Genomic DNA, 20169 nt, shown 5'->3' with positions numbered 1-20169 from the left:
GTGTATAGCTGTCTACTTTAAGTGGTACAGCCTTTATCAGCCTTGATTATATTCAAATTAATTTACTTATTGCGTTTACATTTAACTCTGCTGCTTTGGGATAATTGAGAGAATTATAAAGAGAATTTGTATGCCTAACAGTAAAGTTGGGGTGGTGATACCAACATATAATGAAAAAAATAATATTGTTAATGCGCTGAACTCTATTGTTCATAATAATTCGACTGATGTAAAAATTTACTTATCTGACGATAATTCCTCAGATACCACGGTTGGGTTGGCCGCTAATTTTCTTCAGAAAAATAGAATTCCATATAAAATTATTTTAAACGATGGTAATAATGGGGCAGGCTATTGTAGGAATAGTGCTCTCGATCAAATAGCTGAACCGCTGACTTTATTTTTTGATGCCGATGATCTAATCCTCCCAAATATGTTGGACCGATCTGTTTCAATTGCTACAAAAGTTAACAGTGATGTTTTGTTGATGGCCTATCAGTGTAGATTTCCGGGAAGCACTATTAATCTCGGTATGGCAGGTGATGACAATTTAATTTTCTACAGAGCGATTAGAATCTTTGGTAACAGGACTTTTTCCACTTTTGATCATGATAGCATTCTATGTTTAACACCTTTTCCTTGGAATAGATTGATTAAAACCAGTTATGCAAAAAGGGTTTCCCTTAGATTTTCACAAACGCCTGTACATAATGATGTGTTAGCACATTGGAATTTGCTCACAAATGCTAAATATATTGCATTATTTGAATCCCCTTTTTGTATTCATAATGTAGATTCCACAGGAAATAGGCTGTCAAATATTTCAGATGCACGGCGTACATCTGTATTACAGGTTTTTGATGAGGTTGAAGACTTCTTTAATAAGAATATTAATCTTAGAGATAGATTTTACCACTTGTATGTCAAAAGCAAGTTAGCATTGTTTAACTGGTGCTGGCGTAATCTTGACGAAGAGTATAGGGGGAGCTTTCAATCTCAGTTTACAAGATCTTTTCTATCATTGAGCAATGCGGATTTGAGAATGCTCTTTGACAAAGATCCAGATACTGCTAATTCTGTATTAGATTACCGAACTTCAGTGGTATGCGCATGATTTCGATTGTCGTTATTTCAAAGTCTAGCGGTGTCTATCTCAATACCTGTCTGCAGAGTATTATTCGACAGCAGTACAAGGACATAGAGATACTTGTTCTTTATTTTTGCGAAAATGATGAGCGAAGCCGGAATAATAACTTTACAGGTTCAATGCCCAGAATTCGAAGTATTCATATTCCGAGTACTTCACAGATTGATGACCAGCTAATTTTTGAATTTGGAGTAAAAAATACTTTTGGGGAGTATGTTGGATTTATCGATGAGGGAGATTGTTGGTACCCTACATTGATCCCTAAATTACAGGATATAGTCAATAGTGAGAATCCAGATGTAGTATTTTTTAGCCATAATATACCCCTACAAAAATTCTCAGAATCCATTGGTGATAAATCCAGGTTTGTTTTAAAAATAAATTCTATAAATGTCAGGAGGTTTTATCGCAGGGACTTTGTTTATGGAAATAAAATATCCGAATTTATTTTGGGTTCCTGCGTTAATGGTCACTCTCTACATTGGATAACAACCGTCAAGGCTAAATCAATATTAGTTTTGCCAGAAATTGGGTCGTATAGTTTAGTCAACATGGATGAAAAGAAAAGTGATCTAATGGTTCAGCGATTGGTGAATCAATACCATTTTGTATTTGACTACTTAACAAAAAATGCTAGTGATACGGATTATAAGAATGATCTTCTGGGATGTTGGTTGCTGTATTTGATAGAATTACGACCGCTTTATGGTGATAAAAAAGTAATTTCTCTATTAACCAAATCAAAATTAGTCGAAAAATATACAGAAAGAGAATTTAATGAAGCTTTGGGCAATCTGAAGTTGGACAGAGATAAGCAGAGTTTGGTGAAAGAGTGGTATTCTGACTGCAATAAGATAGGTAAATATTTAAATCTATTTTATAGGTTGCTACCATCAAAGCTATCTAGCTATATACGGCAAAATGGTTTTAGATACTCCATGAGCAGAGGTTTTCAAAATACTTATTATCGACTGCCTGACTGGGTAAAGCCACTGATAAAATTTACCAGGAAACGAGCCAGGAGAAGAGTTTCCAATGATGAATTGCTAGAGAGATTAGAATATCTAATAAAACAGAGCCGGTTTGAGCAGTATATGTCGATAATCAATGAGGATTTTGAGAACAAGCTATCGAATCAAATCACCGAGATCAAGAAGGAGTTGATGGAGCTTAAAAAAGAAGTTCATTAAAGATCTTTTTAGATGCTCCATAAAACAATCCAAAGTCTTAATGTTTAATCTGATTTTTCTGAGTTCCAGCCACCTCCATATCCTTCAGAAGATATAATCTATCCATCCCATAGAGTGGATATATTTTATTAACATTCCACCACACATAAGAACTACCATTCCCCGTAAATAACCAGGATTAATTTTAAATAGAAAATGAGATCCCAGCCAGGCACCTATAACTTGTCCAATCATCATTAAGATTCCCGCAACCCATAAAATTTGACCGGCAAATAAGAATACGATTAAAGATGCGATATTAGTGGAAAAATTGAGAGGTTTTGCATTGGCCGTGGAGGTTAGTAAATCCTGTCCTCTACAGGCAACGCCTGATAAGGCAAAAAATGATCCAGTTCCGGGGCCAAACATACCATCATAGTAACCAATAAATGGGATTACGCCATATTGGTATTTCTTTCTTGAGACCTTGGGCTTAGTACTACTATGAGTAAGGGATGGAGAAACTATAAAATAAATAGCGATGAATAAAAGAACAGCAGGGATAATAAATGACAAAACATCAGTATTAATGAACTGTACTGCTATTGTGCCCATGGCTGCGCCGATAAAGGCAAATAGCATTAGATTTTTAATCCCATCCCAACTGATCTTGTTATTTTTAAGCATCATGTAGGTGGCAGTTGCAGTACCAATACTGCCTTGTAATTTATTGGTGCCCAAGGCAGCTAGTGGCGGGACGCCACTAAGAATAAGGGCCGGTACAGTTATCAGGCCGCCCCCACCTGCTAGTGTATCAAGTAGGCCCGCAATAACGGCGACGAAAAACAATATAAACAATAACTCTACAGAGAGGCTAGCGAACTCCAAGAAGGTATCTCCTTTCGCTTGGTATTATGGTAGATAGTGATTAGTACCAAAAATAATTTTTTAGTCGGTTTGCACCGGAATTCCAAAATTAATAAATCGATTTTTTTCCATGCCACCACATTAGGAAATTCTCTCCCACTGAATATTGGGGCAGGGAGTGGCGGCTTCTTTTAATCCCCTGTTCCTGTTCCATCTCGGTTACTTTTAACTTGGCGGCTTCAAACCATGCCTCAGGATTATTCACTCCCTGATTGAGGGCTTCACCGTAAAGCGCGGAACTAAACCAGGTGCGCTCGGAATCATCGCTACATCCAAAGGAGCTGCGATCCGCAGCGGCCGAAGTAAAGATGACCCGATTGGGGCTATGTAGGGCTTCTACCCATTGACCGGAAAAGCAGGCTGAAACAACGATCCATTGGTACTGGGCGTTAATATTGTCCAGCAATCGTTGCCCATCTTTCAGTGAGAAATCATTTAGGGGAATCTCCCCTTCGGCAATTTTGAAATCTCCACTTCGAGCACCATGGCTGACCAGGTGTATGAGAAGTAAATCTTCTTTGGGGTCCATTAATTGATCAATAGCATTGAGGCTTTCCTGGATACTGGTGCGGGTAGCCAGGGGGAAACCGTATCCGCCGCCGTTACTGAGGCGCAGCATACGTTGGTCAATGCTAAAGGCTTCATCGAGGCGCTCTGCCACCCAGTCCAGCTCCCTGGCAAATACTGGAGAGGTACCGTCACCACCTATCAGTAGGGTGTAAATATCGCGTACGCCGGGCCGCTGTGAGGGGAGGGCGGCTATGGCACTTTGTAAGCGCTCACTCTCACTGTAGAGCCTGGCTTCTGCTTGGGCACCGGGAATATCCGTCTGTGCGCGCCAGGCGTCTTCGCTGGGGTAATAGGTACCCCCGGAGAAATAGGCAGATTCCTCGACAGTGTTTCCTTCAGCATCCGTACTTATTCGTACGCCTTCACCTTCTGCTTCTCCATAGCGGAAAGTAGCACGGATAATCGTACCGTCGGGCTGTGTGAGTTCACCTTCGCCGGAATAGGAGCCGTATTCGAAATTGCCGGTATAACGATGACCATCGCTATCCGAGTAGCTACCTTGTATTAAAAAACCGTTTTCAAAGCTGCCCTGATAAAAGCTGCCATCTTCTGCAGAGAGTTTGCCTTCGCCGTGGGGATCAAAGTTTAAAAACTCACCATGATAACTACCACCTTCATCCCAATTTAAAGTACCGCTTTGCAACTCCCCTTCATGGAACTCTCCCGCCCACTCAGTTTCATCGCAACTATAGCGACCTTTGCCGTGGGGCTCTCCATTGAGGAATTCCCCTTCATAGCTACAGCCATCACTTCCAGTTAATACACCTTCACCTGTCATGCGACCTTCTCGAAAGTCGCCACGATAATGGCTGCCATTGGGCCATTCGAGCTGACCCTGCCCATGAAACAGACCGTTAAGCATCTCGCCTTTGTAAACAGAGCCATCTGGCAAGGCGGTACCACCTGCGAACTGGGTTGGCTCACAGGCGCTGAGTAAGAAAATAAACGGGGTTAAATAGGTGTATCTCATTCCATGATCCAGCGTCCGGCTTTTGGAATCAGACTAACAAAAAAAGATGCCAGAGGGCCTCTATGTTTTATTCAACTGGTCGAATTTAAGACCGTATTTATCTAAAAGTTGGCGTACCCGGTGTGAGTCGTTGTTGGATTTTTTTGAGGTGCGGCTCACTTGAAATAACTTGCGTCCGGCCTCTGCCATCGAATTGGACTCTGCACAAACCTGAATTAGCCCAGCTAGTTTGATTTGCTCGTAGTAATCCATCTGCTCGATGTGGTCACGACCCAACAGTGCTTCGATACGGGCAAGGGATAGTGATGAATCTGTTACTGGATTTTGCCATTTAATCCGCAACCTATGGATTTCCTCTTCTACTACTTGAGTCGTGATACGCCCACCATCGGCGAGGGTACCCATACGCAGGATACTGGCGTTAAGGTCGCGAAAGTTCGCAGACCAGCTGGCCTCGCGGGAGTGCCCAAAACTCAGGTACTTTTCCCGTGCTGCTCTATTAAAGCTGACAAGATGCCCGGATTTCCTGGAGAAAGCCTCCAGCTCAAAATCTATATTGGGTTCCAGGTCTTCAATACGCTCTCGTAGAGAGGGCAGTCGGTAGGTCCACAGATCGATACGGGCGAGCAGGTCCGCGCGAAATTTACCTTCTTGGCAGAGCTGTACCAGATCCCGGTTGGTACCGGCGATCAGCTGGAAGTGACTGCTTACTTCCTTATCAGAGCCGAAAGGCATAAAGCGTTTGTGCTCAATCGCACGCAATAACATGGCCTGCTCGTCCAATCCCAACTCACCGATTTCATCGAGAAACAGCAGGCCCTTATCTGCTTCCATTAGCAAGCCTGGTCGGTGGGTGGTGGCACCGGTATAGGCGCCTTTACGATGGCCGAACAGGGCGGACATGGCATTTTCGCCGCGCAGGGTAGCGCAGTTAACGGCTACCAGGCCACCCTCCAGCTTGCCCCGCTGCTTGCGCAATTCATAGACACGCTGGGCCAGCTGGGATTTACCTGCCCCTGTGGGACCGGTAATTAGTATGGGGGCGTCGGAGCGAATCGATACCTGCTCCAGCTGCTCGATCATCTGGTTAAAAGCGAGATTGTTGGTCTCGATTCCCCCCTTCAGATAGGTGGTGCCCTCCTGGTGTTCCCTCTGGAAGCGCGAGGCAATCTGGTCGTATTTGGACAGGTCCAAATCGATGATTTGGTATTCGCCCGACAAGCTACTGTTCTTTCGCGCCGGGGAAGTTTGCAGCAGACGCCCGGGGAAATACCCCGCCTCTGTTAACAGGTACAAGCAGATCTGAGCTACATGGGTACCGGTGGTGATATGCACCAGGTACTGCTCGTCATCCGGCTTGAAGCTATAGGCGCGGGCGAAATCCAGCAGATTGCTATACACGCTCTCGAAATCCCAAGGGTCATTGAAGTTCACCCGGTGGTGGACCACTTCGGTCTCTGGAGAGACCCGCGCAATATCTTCTGTGACCTGGTTAGCCAGGCTTCTCGAGTGGTTGTCGAAAAGGAGCTCCAGTCGATCAATCAATAGGTCATCGTGCTGGCACATGGAAATGTTTGGGCGCCACTTATCCCAGCGCTTGTCGCCTTTGCCGCGCCGGTCCTTACTGGTACCGAGAATACTGATAGCGATTGTCTTCATGCTATCTAAAATATGATTTATCTATCAAAAAAGATAGATATTTATGAATCCCCTGTCTCAAGAAATCTACTAAAAAATCTTGAGATAAAAAATAAATCGTTAAAAAACAATAGGTTACAAGTATTTTTCAGTTGTCTGCAAAAGTTGGCACCCAATTCGCTATATCAATAACTAAATGAAACACATGAATACCAAGCGCGGTTTCAAAAGGAGTGGAAGATGAAACTAATGCCATATGAAGTAATGCAGGCAGGTGGGGTACCGATTAAGTCTTGGACCCTGGGTGTGCCTTTTGAAGATGAAGCCAAAGCGCAGCTCAAAAATATCTCGCAGATGCCATTCGTCCATAAATGGGTCGCGGCGATGCCTGATGTACATCTGGGCAAGGGCGCCACCATTGGCAGTGTGGTCCCAACTCTGGGGGCAGTAATTCCCGCTGCCGTAGGGGTGGATATTGGTTGCGGCATGATGGCGGTTCGCACCAGTCTGACGGGGGGGCAACTGCCGGACAACCTGGCTGGAGTGCGCAGCGCCATCGAACGCGCCGTGCCCCACGGCCGCACTGGCCGGCACCGGGGGAGAGGGCGGGACAAGGGGGCCTGGGAGAATCCACCGGACGATGCACTTGCCGGTTGGGCGCCTCTAGCCGCCCAGTTTGAACTACTCAAAGAGAGGCATCCGGTATTAAAAAATACTAATAATATCAATCACTTGGGAACACTTGGTACAGGCAATCACTTTATCGAGATGTGCCTGGATGAACAGGAAAGCGTGTGGTTGATGCTGCATAGTGGTTCTCGGGGAGTGGGAAATCGAATAGGTACTTACTTTATTGAGAAAGCCAAGCGGGATATGGAGCGCTGGCATATCCACTTACCGGACAGTGACTTGGCCTATTTCCCGGAAGGTACAGAGCACTTTGATGACTATGTGCAGGCGGTGGAGTGGGCGCAGGAGTTTGCCCGTATCAATCGCGAAGTAATGATGGTGCGAACTATTAGCGCGGTGAAGCAGGCCCTGGGGATGGATTTTGAGGCACGGATGGAAGCGGTGAATTGTCACCACAATTACGTTTCCCGCGAGCATCATTACGGCAAAGATGTGTTGGTGACCCGGAAAGGCGCTGTAAGAGCGCGTGCCGGCGAAATGGGTATTATTCCCGGTAGTATGGGGGCCAAGTCATTTATTGTGCGGGGGCTGGGTAATGAAGAAAGCTTCTGTAGCTGTAGCCATGGGGCCGGACGAGTGATGTCCCGTACTAAGGCCAAAAAGCTGGTCTCCCTGGAAGAGCATCGCGCGGCCACCGCCGATGTGGAATGCCGAAAAGACGAGGGCGTGATCGATGAAACCCCATCGGCCTACAAACCTATTGAAAAGGTTATGGCAGCACAGAAAGACCTGGTGGAAATCGTCTACACCCTCAAGCAAGTGGTTTGCGTCAAAGGCTGACGTGTTTTAGGCCAGGGATCGGCCGAACTAAAGCAATTGCTAAAGCATGCAGGTTGCCGGGCGAATTTGCCGGGTTGCCGCAACCGAGTTTGAGGCCTTTAGCCCGTCAGCGGAGCCGGTTCTGAATCCCGGCCCGGCACCACCGCCTATGGCGGCAGGTGTACCCACGGGATAGAAGTTCAAACGCCTACTTTGTAGCTCATTTGGTAGAGCAGTCGATAACTTATCGATTGGTAGCAGGTTCGATTCCTGCCAAAGTCTCATCGTTATCCAAACGACCTGGAAAGAGGCGAGAGCCTGGGGTTCGACTCCCCATTAAAAATCTACCTGGGGTCCGATAGCCTCTCGATACGGTAAATAGGATTTAGAGATTTACTGCGGGGGCATTCTGGCAACTGTGTCGTTAATCGTGGGTCTGCCCTGTGCGATCCAGCGGCAAGATTTATGATTGTGTCTCCAGGCCAAGGATTTTGGCTGCAGGCTCAGGGGGAGCCAAGTGGGGAAAATCGTAATTCCTCTGCCGCTGGGCCCCGCTCGGCACAAACGGTTTACCACCTGTCGCTGGACGGGCCCCACCCTTGCGGCCCAATGGGGTAGCGCAGTATGGAAATGGAATAAAAGATAAGAACCATGATATCTCTGTTCAAAATATGGAAGAACGTGGATGTTGCGGATAGCGAGCGAGTGTTGCTATTTCGCCGCAACCGTTTTGAAGGGGTGCTGCCACCTGGCAGCCATCGTATATCCCTATTGTCCGGTGATGTACGGGCAGAAACTTACGATATTACCGATGTGGTATTCGGTGAAATCAAAGCCAAATTTTTGTTAAACACCTATGGTGAGATCCTTGGTGAATACCTGCAATCCTATGAATTATCAGACCATCAGGTGGGATTGTTTTACCGGGATAATCACTTGGTCGATATTTTGCCACCGGGTACTTTTCGCGCTGTGTGGAAGGGCGGTGAATCCGTGCGGGTGGAAATCGTGGATATCTCTGAGGAATACGCCATCGATAAAAAAGTCCTGGGTTTACTGGGGCGAGGTGTACGTGCTGGACAAATGCGCACCGCCCTTCAGGCGGTAAACTACAACGAGATTCCCGATGAGCACGTGGGCCTGTTAATGGTCAACGGTAAGTTAGAAAAGGTGTTACAGCCCGGCTGTTATGGCTACTGGAAATACAACCGCTCTATCGAGGTCAAGGTACTGGACTTGCGATTGAAAACCATCGAAGTTAGCGGCCAGGAAATTCTGACCAAGGATCGGGTCAGCCTGCGTATCAACTTGACTGGCGCTTACAAAATTGCCGATGCAAAAAAAGTAGCGCTAAAGCTCAGCGATAGTACAGGTTTTATTTATCGCGAATTGCAGCTGCACTTGCGCGAGGCCGTGGGTACTCAAACCCTGGATAGCCTTCTGGCTGATAAGGACAGGTTGAATATTGTGATTGCGACCGGCATCCGCGACAAGCTGGCGAAATATGGTATCGAGCTTACCAGTGTGGGAGTCAAGGATATTATTTTGCCCGGTGATATGAAGATGATCCTTAATCAGGTTGTAGAAGCGCAGAAGGAATCTGAGGCAAATCTGATTAAGCGCAGAGAAGAAACCCAAGCAATGAGATCTCTGCACAATACCGCCAAGCTGATGGATAACAACCCGGTACTGTTGCGCTTGAAAGAACTGGAAGCTTTGGAACGGGTCAGTACCCGCATCGATAAAATTTCCGTATATGGCGGTCTCGATGGGGTGATGAATGAGTTGGTGAAGTTACGTCCTACGGCTTAAAGGCGCCATTAACCAAAAAAAGATGTAAATTTTAAGGAATTAAACAGTGATTGAGATAGACGGCGCCCAGGGGGAGGGCGGCGGACAGATTTTGCGGACTTCCCTCACCTTGTCTGTTTGTTTAGGGGTACCGGTTCGAATTAAGAATATTCGAGCGGGACGTAAAAAACCCGGTTTGTTGCGTCAGCACCTAGCCTGCTTGCGAGCAGCTAAAGCGATTAGCCATGCCGAAGTTAGCGGCGAACAATTGGGTGCTTCGGAAATAACTTTTGCACCGGGAAAAGTACGTCCCGGTAAATACCACTTCCCTATTGGCTCGGCCGGTAGTACCAGTTTGGTGTTTCAAACCGTCTTGCTACCGCTGTTATTGTCCGATGGTGTCAGTGAGCTGTGTCTTGAAGGCGGCACTCATAATAAAAAGGCTCCCAGCTTTGATTTTATAGCCCAGGCATATTTACCTCTGTTGGCTCGCATGGGCGCTGGTGTGGAAGTGGCTCTGGATGATTACGGTTTCTATCCTGCCGGGGGTGGTTCATGGCGCACACGTATCCAGCCGCTATCGCAGTGGTCAAAACTGGAGCTGACAGAACGGGGTGAACTTCTGGATGCTGAAGCTGTGGCGACCTCGGCCCATATTCCTGCTCATGTGGCCCAGCGGGAGTTGGCACAGGTACGTAAGAAGTGCGAATGGCGATCGGAGCGTCTGCATCAAAGGCAGGTGAAGTCCCAAGGGCCTGGCAATGTACTTTCCCTGCGTCTGCAATCCCAGCAAGTGACTGAGGTGTTTGAGGCTATGGGGGAGCAGGGTGTTAGCGCTGAGCGCGTTGCCGATCGCGCGATTCGGCAGATGCAGCGCTATATGCACGCCGGCGTGCCAGTGGGCGAACATCTGGCCGACCAGCTAATACTCCCATTGGTGCTGGGGGCCGGTGGAAGCTTCACTAGCCTGAAGCCGAGCCTCCACCTCTTGACCAATATCGAAGTTGTGCGTCAGATAACAGGAGTGACCATCGATTTGAACCAAGTGGGAGAGGATCAGTGGCGAGTAGTGGTTGAGAACTGCTAAGAGAAAAGAAAGCCCGATGTTAGGTACAAGGGGCTGGGTTGCCCCAGCCCTGAGATATTGCCAAAGCCGTCGAAAAATTGTTTAAAAACAATAGGTTAGAGTTTTAGTGTTCTCTGTAGATGCAGCGGTAAACCGGAAGGCGATTAAAAGCCCTGCTTTCACACCTTTTGTTCCCCGCATTTGCGGGGCACGTTTACCTCACTAATAGCTATTTGGTTTGCCAGTCCCATCTTTGAGGTAATCCTGAAGACTTCCTGGCAAATAGTAATCCCATCCGCTTTTGCACATCTTCCAGCATTTCATCTCTGGCGAGAGACCGATATGGGTAAAGGTGAGGCGGGTACCACCGGGTTCGCTAGCAAATTCAAAGCGAAGAGTACTGCCTTGCCACTCTTGGGGATCATCAACCTGCTCAGAAACCATATAAGACTCTACACACTCAAGTTCGATTAACTTCTGCGGCACCAAAGCTTTGGCGCGAAACACCCAGTAGGACTCGCCACCAAATCCGGTCTTGGCGGTATCACCCACTGCCAGGAAAGGGCCGCTAGTTGGCGTCCACCATTGGGACATCTTTTCAGCAACTGCCCGGTAAGCTTCTTCCTGAGTGACAGGGCTTAAGAAAGAGGTGGTGTAGTCAGGCATGATTGTCTTTCCCTTTTGTTTTCATTGCTGGAGCGAATTTGAATATAACTTTTAGCAGCTGGCATTACTTTCACAAGTTTTTAAGCCCATTAATTTTTCTGGTAAATATGAAAGCTATTTCGTTTTTTGTTAGTAGCCGCTAGCTTTGTATTTTCAACTGCGCTTAATCAATATTTTTTCCCGTAAGAAATTTTTATTCATAAACCTCCGGTAAATCTTTCTAAAAGCGAGGCATCAATCTGATATACATCAATAAATCGCTAGGTACTACGCCTGCATAATTCACTCGCACTGGGATAACTGCTGTGATCGGTAATAGTTTCGATCATATTTGTGCAGTTGCCTTCCACCCAAAATATTTTTGCAAAGGAACGGCGAATGAAACAACAGAAATTGTCCACCGTAATCGCGGCCATCATCCTTGGCATTTCCGGCTCTCAGGGAATTGCAGCAGAGAATGAAAGCGCCACACTCACTGATGCCCTGACTTCAGGGCAGGCGGGGGTAAATCTTCGCTACCGGATAGAAAATGTTGATCAGGACAATATGGACGATGTTGCTATCGCCTCAACCTTGAGAACCCGCCTGAATTGGACCAGTGGCAGTTACCGAGGTTTTGATGCGTTTTTTGAGGTGGATAATATTAGTGAAATTGGCAACGACAATTACAATTCCACCGTGAATGGCAATACCGAGCACCCCGTGGTTGTCGACCCCCAGGGCACAGAGGTTAATCAAGCCTATTTAAAGTACAGTGGTTTTAACTCCATGGTGATTGCTGGTCGACAGCGAATTAACCTGGATGATCAGCGCTTTATCGGTGGCGTGGGTTGGCGCCAGAATGAACAGACGTATGACGGCCTGCGCTACCAATTTGGCGGGGAAGGGGAGTTACAGCTGGATTACAGCTATATCTACAACGTAAACCGTATTTTTGGTGAAGACAGTGACTTATCGGACCTGGATGGGGATATTCAACTGTTTCATGCCAGCTATCCATTGGTAGAAGCGCATAAGTTAACTGCCTTCTTCTACAACTTGGACCTGGATAATGCTGAGAGCTTCTCATCCCGTACTTTCGGTGCCGCTTACCGGGGAGATTTTGTCCTGTTTGAAACTCAGCTGAGTTATGCCCGCCAGGAGGATATCGGCAATAATCCCAGTAATTTTGCAGCCGACTATTACCTTGCTGAAGTTGCCGCGCCATTAGGGCCAGTAAAAGGCAAATTGGGTTATGAAGTTCTGGGTTCTGACGACGGTGTGGGTTTTAGCACACCACTGGCGACACTACACAAATTCCAGGGCTACACAGATAAGTTCATTGAAACTCCAGCGGATGGTGTTGAAGATTTATATCTCGGTGCCAGCTTGGCGCTTGCCGGGGGAGATTTGGGAATTACTTACCACAGTTTTGAGGCCAATGAAGGTTCAGCAGATTACGGGACTGAGTGGAATATCAGTTACGGTCACGAGTTTAATGAATATTTCTCAGCGTTGGTAAAATACGCAGCTTACAATGCAGAAGATTACAGTGAAGATACCGATAAGCTCTGGTTGATGCTTACAGCAAAATTCTGATTTTTGTTAATTAACAATTTTTAGGTAGATATAAAAAAGCTGGGCTTGTATATAACGAAGCCCAGCTTTTTCTTGTCTCAGCAGTAAATTTGTAATCTACTTATCCATTGTTAACAGGCCGGAAACTTCGCCTTTGGGGTCCAGCTGGGTATGCAAGTTAACAAAGACCTTCCCATCCATTAGCGCCTTGCGATAGGGTTCCTCCACCATCCATTTACCCATAATATATCCACTGGTGCCTTCAGCACATTTTTTTGCCAGGCCGTGCTTGCCCTTGTCAGTTTTAGTCTCGGGCCAGTCGGGAACCATACCCGGGTGATTGGGCATTCCGCAGATGGTTTGAATAATTGGGCCACTGGGTTTACCTGGCTTGCAAATAGGGGGCTCTTTGCCATCGCCTGCACATTGCATATGGAAGTGCGACATTGCCACCCCGCCCTTTGATAGATCGCTGTAACCCACCATAAAGTGCAGCATATGTGACTGTTTGTCGTAGGCGCCAATAAAGAAGCCATCGGCATCTTTGGGGGTTTGCGGATTCACCTTCTTGCCGAGCATATTCTCATTAGCGGTGGTTAAGTCAGATTTAAAGATGGTGAACATCTTGTCATTGCCCGCTTTGGACCAGGCTTTCTCACCACCAGCCCCATGCTTGGCAGCTGATGGATCTTTCTCTTTTTTGTTATGGCTATCGGAAACCGTGAATGCAGAATAAGCCAGCAGAAATACTGCCAACATTAAGAAAGTGGCTCTGGGCAATGAACTCAGTTTCATAAACCTCTCCTCTCTATTAAATCGATATAGTCATTGCTTGATGGAATGGTTGGATGCCAGGCCATCAAGGAAGCTGATATTCACCAATGTCATCGGTGTGAATCACGGGATAGGCTAGCGATAAGTACTTGTAGCATATGGGCTCGCAATTGGCCCTCGGGGGTCAATTTAAGAGTCAGTATTTTTGACGATAGCTACTTGGGTGTTGGAGGAGCTTCAGGGTGGAAGAGCGTTTGGATAGGTAATAAGGTCGTTGAAGATAGTTACTACTGGGGTGGAAGGAAAGAATACACCGCACTCGAGACACGCAGTGAATACATCCCTGTAACCTCCTAATCGGCATCCATGCCTCATAGGGTTCCGAGTGCGGTGTATTCTCTCTTTCTCCCTTTTTAGTAATAAAGATACTGACGGATTTCGAATGATAGGGGCGGCAATTATGTGCTCGCCCCAAGTGACCTTTCATAAAGGTAGAGAGTTATCACCCCACGTCCTTCCACACCAACTCCCGCTCGCGGGCGTAGAGAGGAATAAAGTTGAAACGCACTTCGGTGCCCCCTTCGTCGCGGCGGCGGATATTCAGATTGCCATTCAGGTTGCTGGCGCGCTCTTGCATGATCGACATACCGAAGTGATTGCGTTTCTCCGGCGCGTTGCTGATACCGATGCCGTTGTCGAGGATACGTACATTGAGGGAGTGGTTGTCGGCCTGGGTCAGGCTGATCTGCACCATGTCGCCCTGGGAGTGGTACACAGCGTTTTGCGAGGCCTCGCGCACCAGTTGTAACAGGTGAATTTCCTCGTGGGGAGTGAGGGGCACCTCGTCCAGATGGTAATCCAGCAGCACATTAATTTGCGGGTGCTGCTCCCGGTAAGCGAGGATAGATTGCTCCAGGATACTGCGCAGGCCGCCGGGACCTATTTGCAGGCGGAAGGTGGTGAGCAGTTCGCGCAGCTGACGGTAAGAGGAATCCAGACCCTCTTTCAGCTCGGTAATAATCTCCTCTACCTTGGACTTGTCCACCTGCTCACTGCGATTGGCGCGGTTGAGTCGGGTAACCTGAATTTTCAGATAGGACAGGGATTGGGCCAGGGAATCGTGTAGCTCCCGAGCGATGATCGCGCGCTCGTCCAGTAGGGCAACACGGCGCTCCTGTGCCTCCCGCTCATTAATAGCGATGGCCGCAGTGACACTGTCGGCAAAGGTAGCCAAGCGTTGTTGCTGTTCTTCATCAAGGCTTTCACCTCGGGGCAGGGTGCAGGTGAGTACGCCGTAATTGCGTTTGTCCACTTCCAGCGGGAATCGGTACACGCGCTGTTGGTCTTCATCAGAGGGGCCGCAGGTGTTTACGCAGATGTGGCATTCACTACCTGTGCACTGAGTGTTGCCGAGCCCCTGTACCAGATGCTCGTAGGGTGCTTCGCCCTCCGGGGTCATCAGACACAGATCCAGGTTGTCCAGGCTGGCGACATTGGCAAACTCTCCAAGCCACTGGCCCAATTCCGCTCCCGAGAGCGGCCCCTCGCTTATCCGTCGAGCCAAGCGGTACTGGAAGTCCAATGCCTCATGGCTCTTCTGTAACTGTGAGGTTTTCAACTCCACGCGATGGGCAAGATCCCGGTGAGTCGCATGAATTTCATCGCTCATATAATTGATGGTGCGCGCTAAAACCCCCAGCTCGTCCTCGCTGTTAATCTCCAGGCGGTTTTGGTTGAAGTCTCCCTGGGCGATGCTCAGGGAGCGGTTGGTCAGCTGCTTGAGAGGCTGCTCCACAGAGCGGTGCAGTATGCACAAAGAGAGATACACCAGGGTTACAATGGCAAACAGTGAGCCCACCTGCACCAAACGCAGCAGGCTTATTTTTTCCTCGGCGATGGTCTGATAATCGAACACTAATGTATCCACATCACCGATAAAGGGCTCCAGACGGTTGGCTAACTGCAAGGAGTCCATAGAAGTGCGCCTGGCGGCAATGGACTCCAGCAGTGGGCGGATTTCTCCCTCCCAGCTTTCGATTACCTTGCGGTAATTGCGCGCTGCGGGCAGGTTATCGCTGGCGGTGAAGTCGGAAATACTGAGCACCCGGGTCAGGCGTGCGGTCACCTCGTCTGCCAACTCAGCTGTGGCTTCGACATCCCCAGAGGGTGCAGTGGCCGCAAGTCGGTAGCTCATAGCCCGCAATGAGCCGGCCAGGTTAACGGCGGCGGCATCGTTTTCGGCGGCATCGGAGATAATATAGGACGCCACCATAGAGCTCAGTGCTACCAGCACAGTGAGTAGCATCAGGGTGCCGATGCGGTAGACGATGGACTGTCGAATTCGGTTCAGCATATCGGATTCACTTTGCCCTGGGGCGGTTGTGGATGGCTGATCTCTATTGTGCCGTCCATTGGCGCACAAAGTTGTGGGTACCACTAAAGATCGCCAGTTTTGCACATAATTTAACCTGACGCCTGTTTTTTGCACAGAGGCCCTGTTATTGCTGGGATAAGGCTCCACCATAGCGGCCCCCTGGCGTCGTTTCCCTACCTATTCGGGGGTAGTTCGTCGCTTATCTACCCCTTTTTGGTCAGGTGATCCCGCCGTCCCTCCCTTTTATATTCCCGGTAAACCGATGCTTTAACCGCATGCCGATGCCCTGGGAGTACCGCATGAGCCATTTCCTGGACCGACTGAAATATCTGAAGAAACAAAAAGAGCCCTTTTCCGGAGGACACGGGGAAAAGACGAATGACGACCGCAGCTGGGAAGATGGCTACCGTCGTCGCTGGCAGTTCGACAAGATTGTGCGCTCCACCCACGGGGTGAACTGTACCGGCTCTTGCAGCTGGAAGATCTACGTCAAAGACGGCCTGGTCACATGGGAAACCCAGCAGACCGACTACCCGCGCACCCGCCCGGACCTGCCCAACCACGAGCCTCGTGGCTGCCCCCGTGGTGCCAGCTACTCCTGGTATATGTACTCGGCTAACCGCCTCAAGTACCCGAAAATCCGCAAACGTCTGGTAAAACTCTGGCGCGAAGCCAAGTTGAGACACAGTGATCCGGTGGAGGCCTGGGCCAGCATTGTTGAGGACCCGGCCAAGGCGCAGTCCTACAAAGAGCGTCGCGGTATGGGCGGCTTTGTGCGGATCAAGTGGGATGAAGTTAACGAGCTGATTGCCGCTTCCAACGTCTACACCACCAAGAAATACGGTCCCGACCGGGTGACCGGCTTCTCGCCGATTCCCGCCATGTCCATGGTTTCCTACGCCGCTGGTGCTCGTTATCTGTCTCTGATCGGCGGCAACTGTCTGAGTTTCTACGATTGGTATTGTGACCTGCCGCCCGCCTCACCGCAGGTCTGGGGTGAGCAAACCGACGTGCCGGAGTCCGCCGACTGGTACAACTCCAACTACCTGATCGTATGGGGCTCCAATGTGCCTCAAACCCGTACTCCGGATGCGCATTTCCTCAGTGAAGTGCGTTACAAGGGCGCCAAAACCTGTGTGGTCACCCCTGATTACTCAGAGTGCTCCAAGTTTGGCGACACCTGGCTGGCACCGCGCCAGGGTACCGATGCGGCCCTGGCGATGGCCTTTGGCCATGTGATCCTGAAAGAATTCCACGTCGACAAGCCCAGCGCCTACTTCACCGAGTATGTGCGCACCACCACCGATATGCCGATGCTGGTGACCCTGGAAGAGCGCGACGGCAAGCTGGTACAGGGCCGATTCCTGCGCGCCTCTGACCTGGCGGACAACCTCGGCCAGGATAACAACCCGGAATGGAAAACCATCGGTGTTAATCACGATGGCCAGCTGGTTTCCCCTCAGGGCTCCATGGGTTATCGCTGGGGAGAGCCCTCAGCGAAAGAAGGCCGTGGCAAGTGGAATATTGAACAGCGCGATGGTCGCAGTGGCGAAGAGTTGGAGCTGAAGCTCAGCCTTAAAGACTGCGCCGATGAAATAGCACAGGTCGCCTTCCCCTATTTCGGCGGCCAGACCCACGAGCACAACTACTTCCAGCACACCGAACACGATGAAGTAATCGACTACAAGGTGCCGGTAAAGCTTGTTCAAAACAAAGATGGCGAGATTCTAAAAGTAGCCAGCGTCTACGACCTGACCCTGGCGAACTACGGTGTCGAGCACGGCCTCGACGACCCCAACTGTGCTCAGAACTACGACGAAGACAAGCCCTACACCCCCGCCTGGCAGGAAAAGGTGACCGGTTGTCGTCGTGAGAATGTCATCCAGGTAGCCCGTGAGTTTGCCAACACCGCCGACAAGACCCGTGGACGCTCCATGGTAATTCTGGGGGCGGGTCTCAACCACTGGTACCACATGGATATGAACTACCGCGGGATCATCAATATGCTGATGATGTGCGGTTGTATCGGCCAGAGTGGCGGTGGTTGGGCTCACTATGTGGGACAGGAAAAACTGCGTCCGCAGACCGGCTGGACCCCACTCGCGTTCGGTCTCGACTGGCAGCGTCCACCGCGCCATATGAACGGTACCTCCTTCTTCTATAACCACGCCAGCCAATGGCGCTATGAGAAGTTGGAGATGGATGAAGTGGTTTCGCCGCTGGCCGACAAGAGCAAGTGGCAGGCTTCCATCATCGACTACAACAGCCGCGCCGAGCGCATGGGCTGGTTGCCCTCCGCGCCGCAGCTGGGGATCAACCCTCTGCAACTGACTAAAGATGCCGCCGCCGCCGGTATGTCTGCCAAAGACTACACGGTGCAGCAGCTCAAGCGCGGTGCGCTCAAATTCGCCAACCAAGACCCGGATAACCCGCAGAACTTCCCGCGCAATATGTTTATCTGGCGCTCCAACCTGCTCGGCTCTTCTGGTAAGGGCCACGAGTACATGCTGCGCCATCTGCTCGGTACCAAGCATGGTTTGATGGGCAAAGACCTGGGTGAAGAAGGCGGCAAAAAACCAGAAGATGTGGCCTGGCATGACGCCCCCAGTGAGGGCAAAGTGGATCTGCTGGTGACACTGGACTTCCGTATGTCCACCACCTGTCTTTACTCCGACATCGTATTGCCGACGGCCACCTGGTATGAGAAAGACGACCTCAATACCTCAGACATGCACCCCTTTATTCACCCGCTCACCAAGGCGGTGGACCCGGCCTGGGAAGCGCGAAGTGATTGGGAAATTTTCAAAGGCATAGCGAAGGAATTCTCCAACCTGACCGATGGCCACCTGGGGGTGGAAAAGGATCTGGTGACTCTGCCGATCCACCACGATACCCCCGGAGAAATCGCCCAGCCGTTCGGTGTACAGGCTTGGTGGAAAGGCGAGTGCGACCTGATCCCCGGTGTTACCGCGCCGAGCATGATTGAGGTGGAGCGCGACTACCCCAACACCTACAACCGCTTTACCTCTATCGGCCCGCTGCTGGAGAAACTCGGCAACGGCGGTAAGGGCATCAGCTGGAACACTGACGATGAGGTGGACTTCCTCAAGAAGCTCAATCGCACTTGGAAAGACGAAACTGCTCGCGATGGCCGCGCCCGTATCGACAGTGCGGTAGATGCTGCCGAAATGATTCTTTCACTGGCTCCTGAAACCAACGGCCATGTAGCCGTGAAGGCCTGGGAAGCCCTCGGTGAGATTACCGGTCGCGATCACACCCATTTGGCCAAGCCCAAGGAAGACGAAAAAATTCGCTTCGCCGATATCGTGGCGCAGCCCCGCAAAATTATCTCCTCGCCCACCTGGTCTGGCCTGGAAGATGAGCATGTGAGCTACAACGCCGGCTACACCAATGTGCACGAGTTGATCCCCTGGCGCACCATCACCGGCCGCCAGCAGTTCTACCAGGATCACGAGTGGATGCGTGACTTCGGCGAGAACATGTGTGTGTACAAGCCGCCCATTAACCTGAAAACCGTGCAACCGGTGTTGAACCAGAAGCCCAACGGTAACAAGGAGATCCTGCTGAACTGGATCACCCCGCACCAAAAGTGGGGCATCCACAGCACCTACTCCGACAACCTGCTGATGCTCACCCTGTCTCGTGGTGGACCCATCGTTTGGATGAGTGAGTACGACGCCAAGTTGGCAGGTATTGAAGACAACGACTGGATCGAAATCTTCAACGTCAACGGCGCCATTGCTGCCCGCGCAGTGGTATCTCAACGAGTGCCCGACGGTATGGCCATGATGTATCACGCCCAGGAGCGCATCGTGAATACACCGGGAGCGGAAACTACCGGTACCCGGGGCGGGATCCACAACTCCGTAACCCGCGCAGTGATGAAACCCACCCATATGATCGGTGGCTACGCCCAGCAGTCCTACGGCTTCAACTACTACGGCACTGTGGGCTGTAACCGGGATGAATTTGTGGTGGTCAGGAAAATGAACAAGGTCGATTGGCTGGATGGCGAAGACGTCAAAGAGCCGACGCGAGAGGAGGTGTAGC

General features: G+C 49.7%; 13 protein-coding genes and 1 tRNA gene. 8 read left to right on the top strand and 6 right to left on the bottom strand.

The features are described 5' to 3' along the window. The first annotated feature begins 130 nt into the window (after nt 1-130). Together ACJJI3_RS16200 and ACJJI3_RS16195 are read left to right on the top strand one after the other, a co-directional pair. On the top strand, nt 131-1114 hold the full coding sequence (locus ACJJI3_RS16200; RefSeq protein WP_444940280.1) for a glycosyltransferase family A protein: 984 nt from the start codon (nt 131-133) through the stop codon (nt 1112-1114). Then, nucleotides 1111-2337: a glycosyltransferase family 2 protein gene (locus ACJJI3_RS16195; RefSeq protein WP_444940279.1), complete on the top strand. Its 1227-nt coding sequence runs from the start codon at nt 1111-1113 to the stop codon at nt 2335-2337. The genes ACJJI3_RS16200 and ACJJI3_RS16195 overlap by 4 nt, the downstream gene beginning before the upstream one ends. Before the next feature lie 84 nt (nt 2338-2421). On the opposite strand, the gene ACJJI3_RS16190 is transcribed toward ACJJI3_RS16195, so the two are convergent. The 3 genes from ACJJI3_RS16190 to rtcR form a co-directional block, all read right to left on the bottom strand. Further along, nucleotides 2422-3204 carry a TSUP family transporter gene (locus ACJJI3_RS16190; RefSeq protein ID WP_444906707.1) on the bottom strand — a complete coding sequence of 261 codons (783 nt, stop codon included), beginning with the start codon at nt 3202-3204 and terminating at the stop codon, nt 2422-2424. Between the two features lie 88 nt (nt 3205-3292). After that, nucleotides 3293-4783, bottom strand: coding sequence for a C13 family peptidase (locus tag ACJJI3_RS16185; RefSeq protein ID WP_444940278.1), 1491 nt, complete (start codon nt 4781-4783; stop codon nt 3293-3295). Nucleotides 4784-4843: 60 nt separating this feature from the next. Next, on the bottom strand, nt 4844-6442 hold the full coding sequence (rtcR, locus tag ACJJI3_RS16180; RefSeq protein WP_444940277.1) for an RNA repair transcriptional activator RtcR: 1599 nt from the start codon (nt 6440-6442) through the stop codon (nt 4844-4846). Nucleotides 6443-6661: 219 nt separating this feature from the next. On the opposite strand from rtcR, the gene ACJJI3_RS16175 reads away from it, so the two are divergent. The 4 genes from ACJJI3_RS16175 (at nt 6662) to rtcA (ending at nt 10748) form a co-directional block, all read left to right on the top strand. Further along, entirely contained in the window at nt 6662-7891 is a 1230-nt protein-coding gene (locus tag ACJJI3_RS16175; protein ID WP_444926387.1) for an RtcB family protein, read from the top strand. A 189-nt stretch (nt 7892-8080) separates the two neighbouring features. Continuing rightward, nucleotides 8081-8152 (top strand) — tRNA-Ser (locus tag ACJJI3_RS16170). Between the two features lie 369 nt (nt 8153-8521). After that, entirely contained in the window at nt 8522-9682 is a 1161-nt protein-coding gene (locus tag ACJJI3_RS16165) for a slipin family protein (protein WP_444940276.1), read from the top strand. A 46-nt stretch (nt 9683-9728) separates the two neighbouring features. After that, nucleotides 9729-10748, top strand: coding sequence for an RNA 3'-terminal phosphate cyclase (rtcA, locus tag ACJJI3_RS16160; RefSeq protein WP_444926389.1), 1020 nt, complete (start codon nt 9729-9731; stop codon nt 10746-10748). Nucleotides 10749-10949: 201 nt separating this feature from the next. Here rtcA and ACJJI3_RS16155 read toward each other — a convergent pair whose 3' ends face one another. Continuing rightward, entirely contained in the window at nt 10950-11393 is a 444-nt protein-coding gene (locus ACJJI3_RS16155) for an SRPBCC family protein (RefSeq protein WP_444892517.1), read from the bottom strand. Nucleotides 11394-11771: 378 nt separating this feature from the next. Between ACJJI3_RS16155 and ACJJI3_RS16150 the strand changes: the two genes are divergently transcribed. Beyond that, nucleotides 11772-12971 (top strand): alginate export family protein, encoded by a 1200-nt coding sequence (locus ACJJI3_RS16150; protein WP_444940275.1) that lies wholly within the window; start codon nt 11772-11774, stop codon nt 12969-12971. 96 nt (nt 12972-13067) lie between these two features. Here the strand turns inward: ACJJI3_RS16150 and ACJJI3_RS16145 are convergent, their stop codons facing one another. Both ACJJI3_RS16145 and ACJJI3_RS16140 read right to left on the bottom strand, forming a co-directional pair. Beyond that, on the bottom strand, nt 13068-13745 hold the full coding sequence (locus tag ACJJI3_RS16145) for a CHRD domain-containing protein (RefSeq protein WP_444892519.1): 678 nt from the start codon (nt 13743-13745) through the stop codon (nt 13068-13070). Between the two features lie 481 nt (nt 13746-14226). After that, nucleotides 14227-16077, bottom strand: coding sequence for a histidine kinase (locus ACJJI3_RS16140; RefSeq protein WP_444940274.1), 1851 nt, complete (start codon nt 16075-16077; stop codon nt 14227-14229). Nucleotides 16078-16397: 320 nt separating this feature from the next. Between ACJJI3_RS16140 and ACJJI3_RS16135 the strand changes: the two genes are divergently transcribed. Further along, nucleotides 16398-20168, top strand: coding sequence for a nitrate reductase subunit alpha (locus ACJJI3_RS16135; RefSeq protein ID WP_444940273.1), 3771 nt, complete (start codon nt 16398-16400; stop codon nt 20166-20168). Nucleotide 20169 lies beyond the last annotated feature (1 nt).

It is taken from the genome of Microbulbifer maximicatervae (SeqCode), from assembly GCF_052466985.1.
The sequence above is the reverse complement of the archived record's forward strand: the minus strand, read 5'-3'. Positions and strand labels throughout refer to the sequence as shown.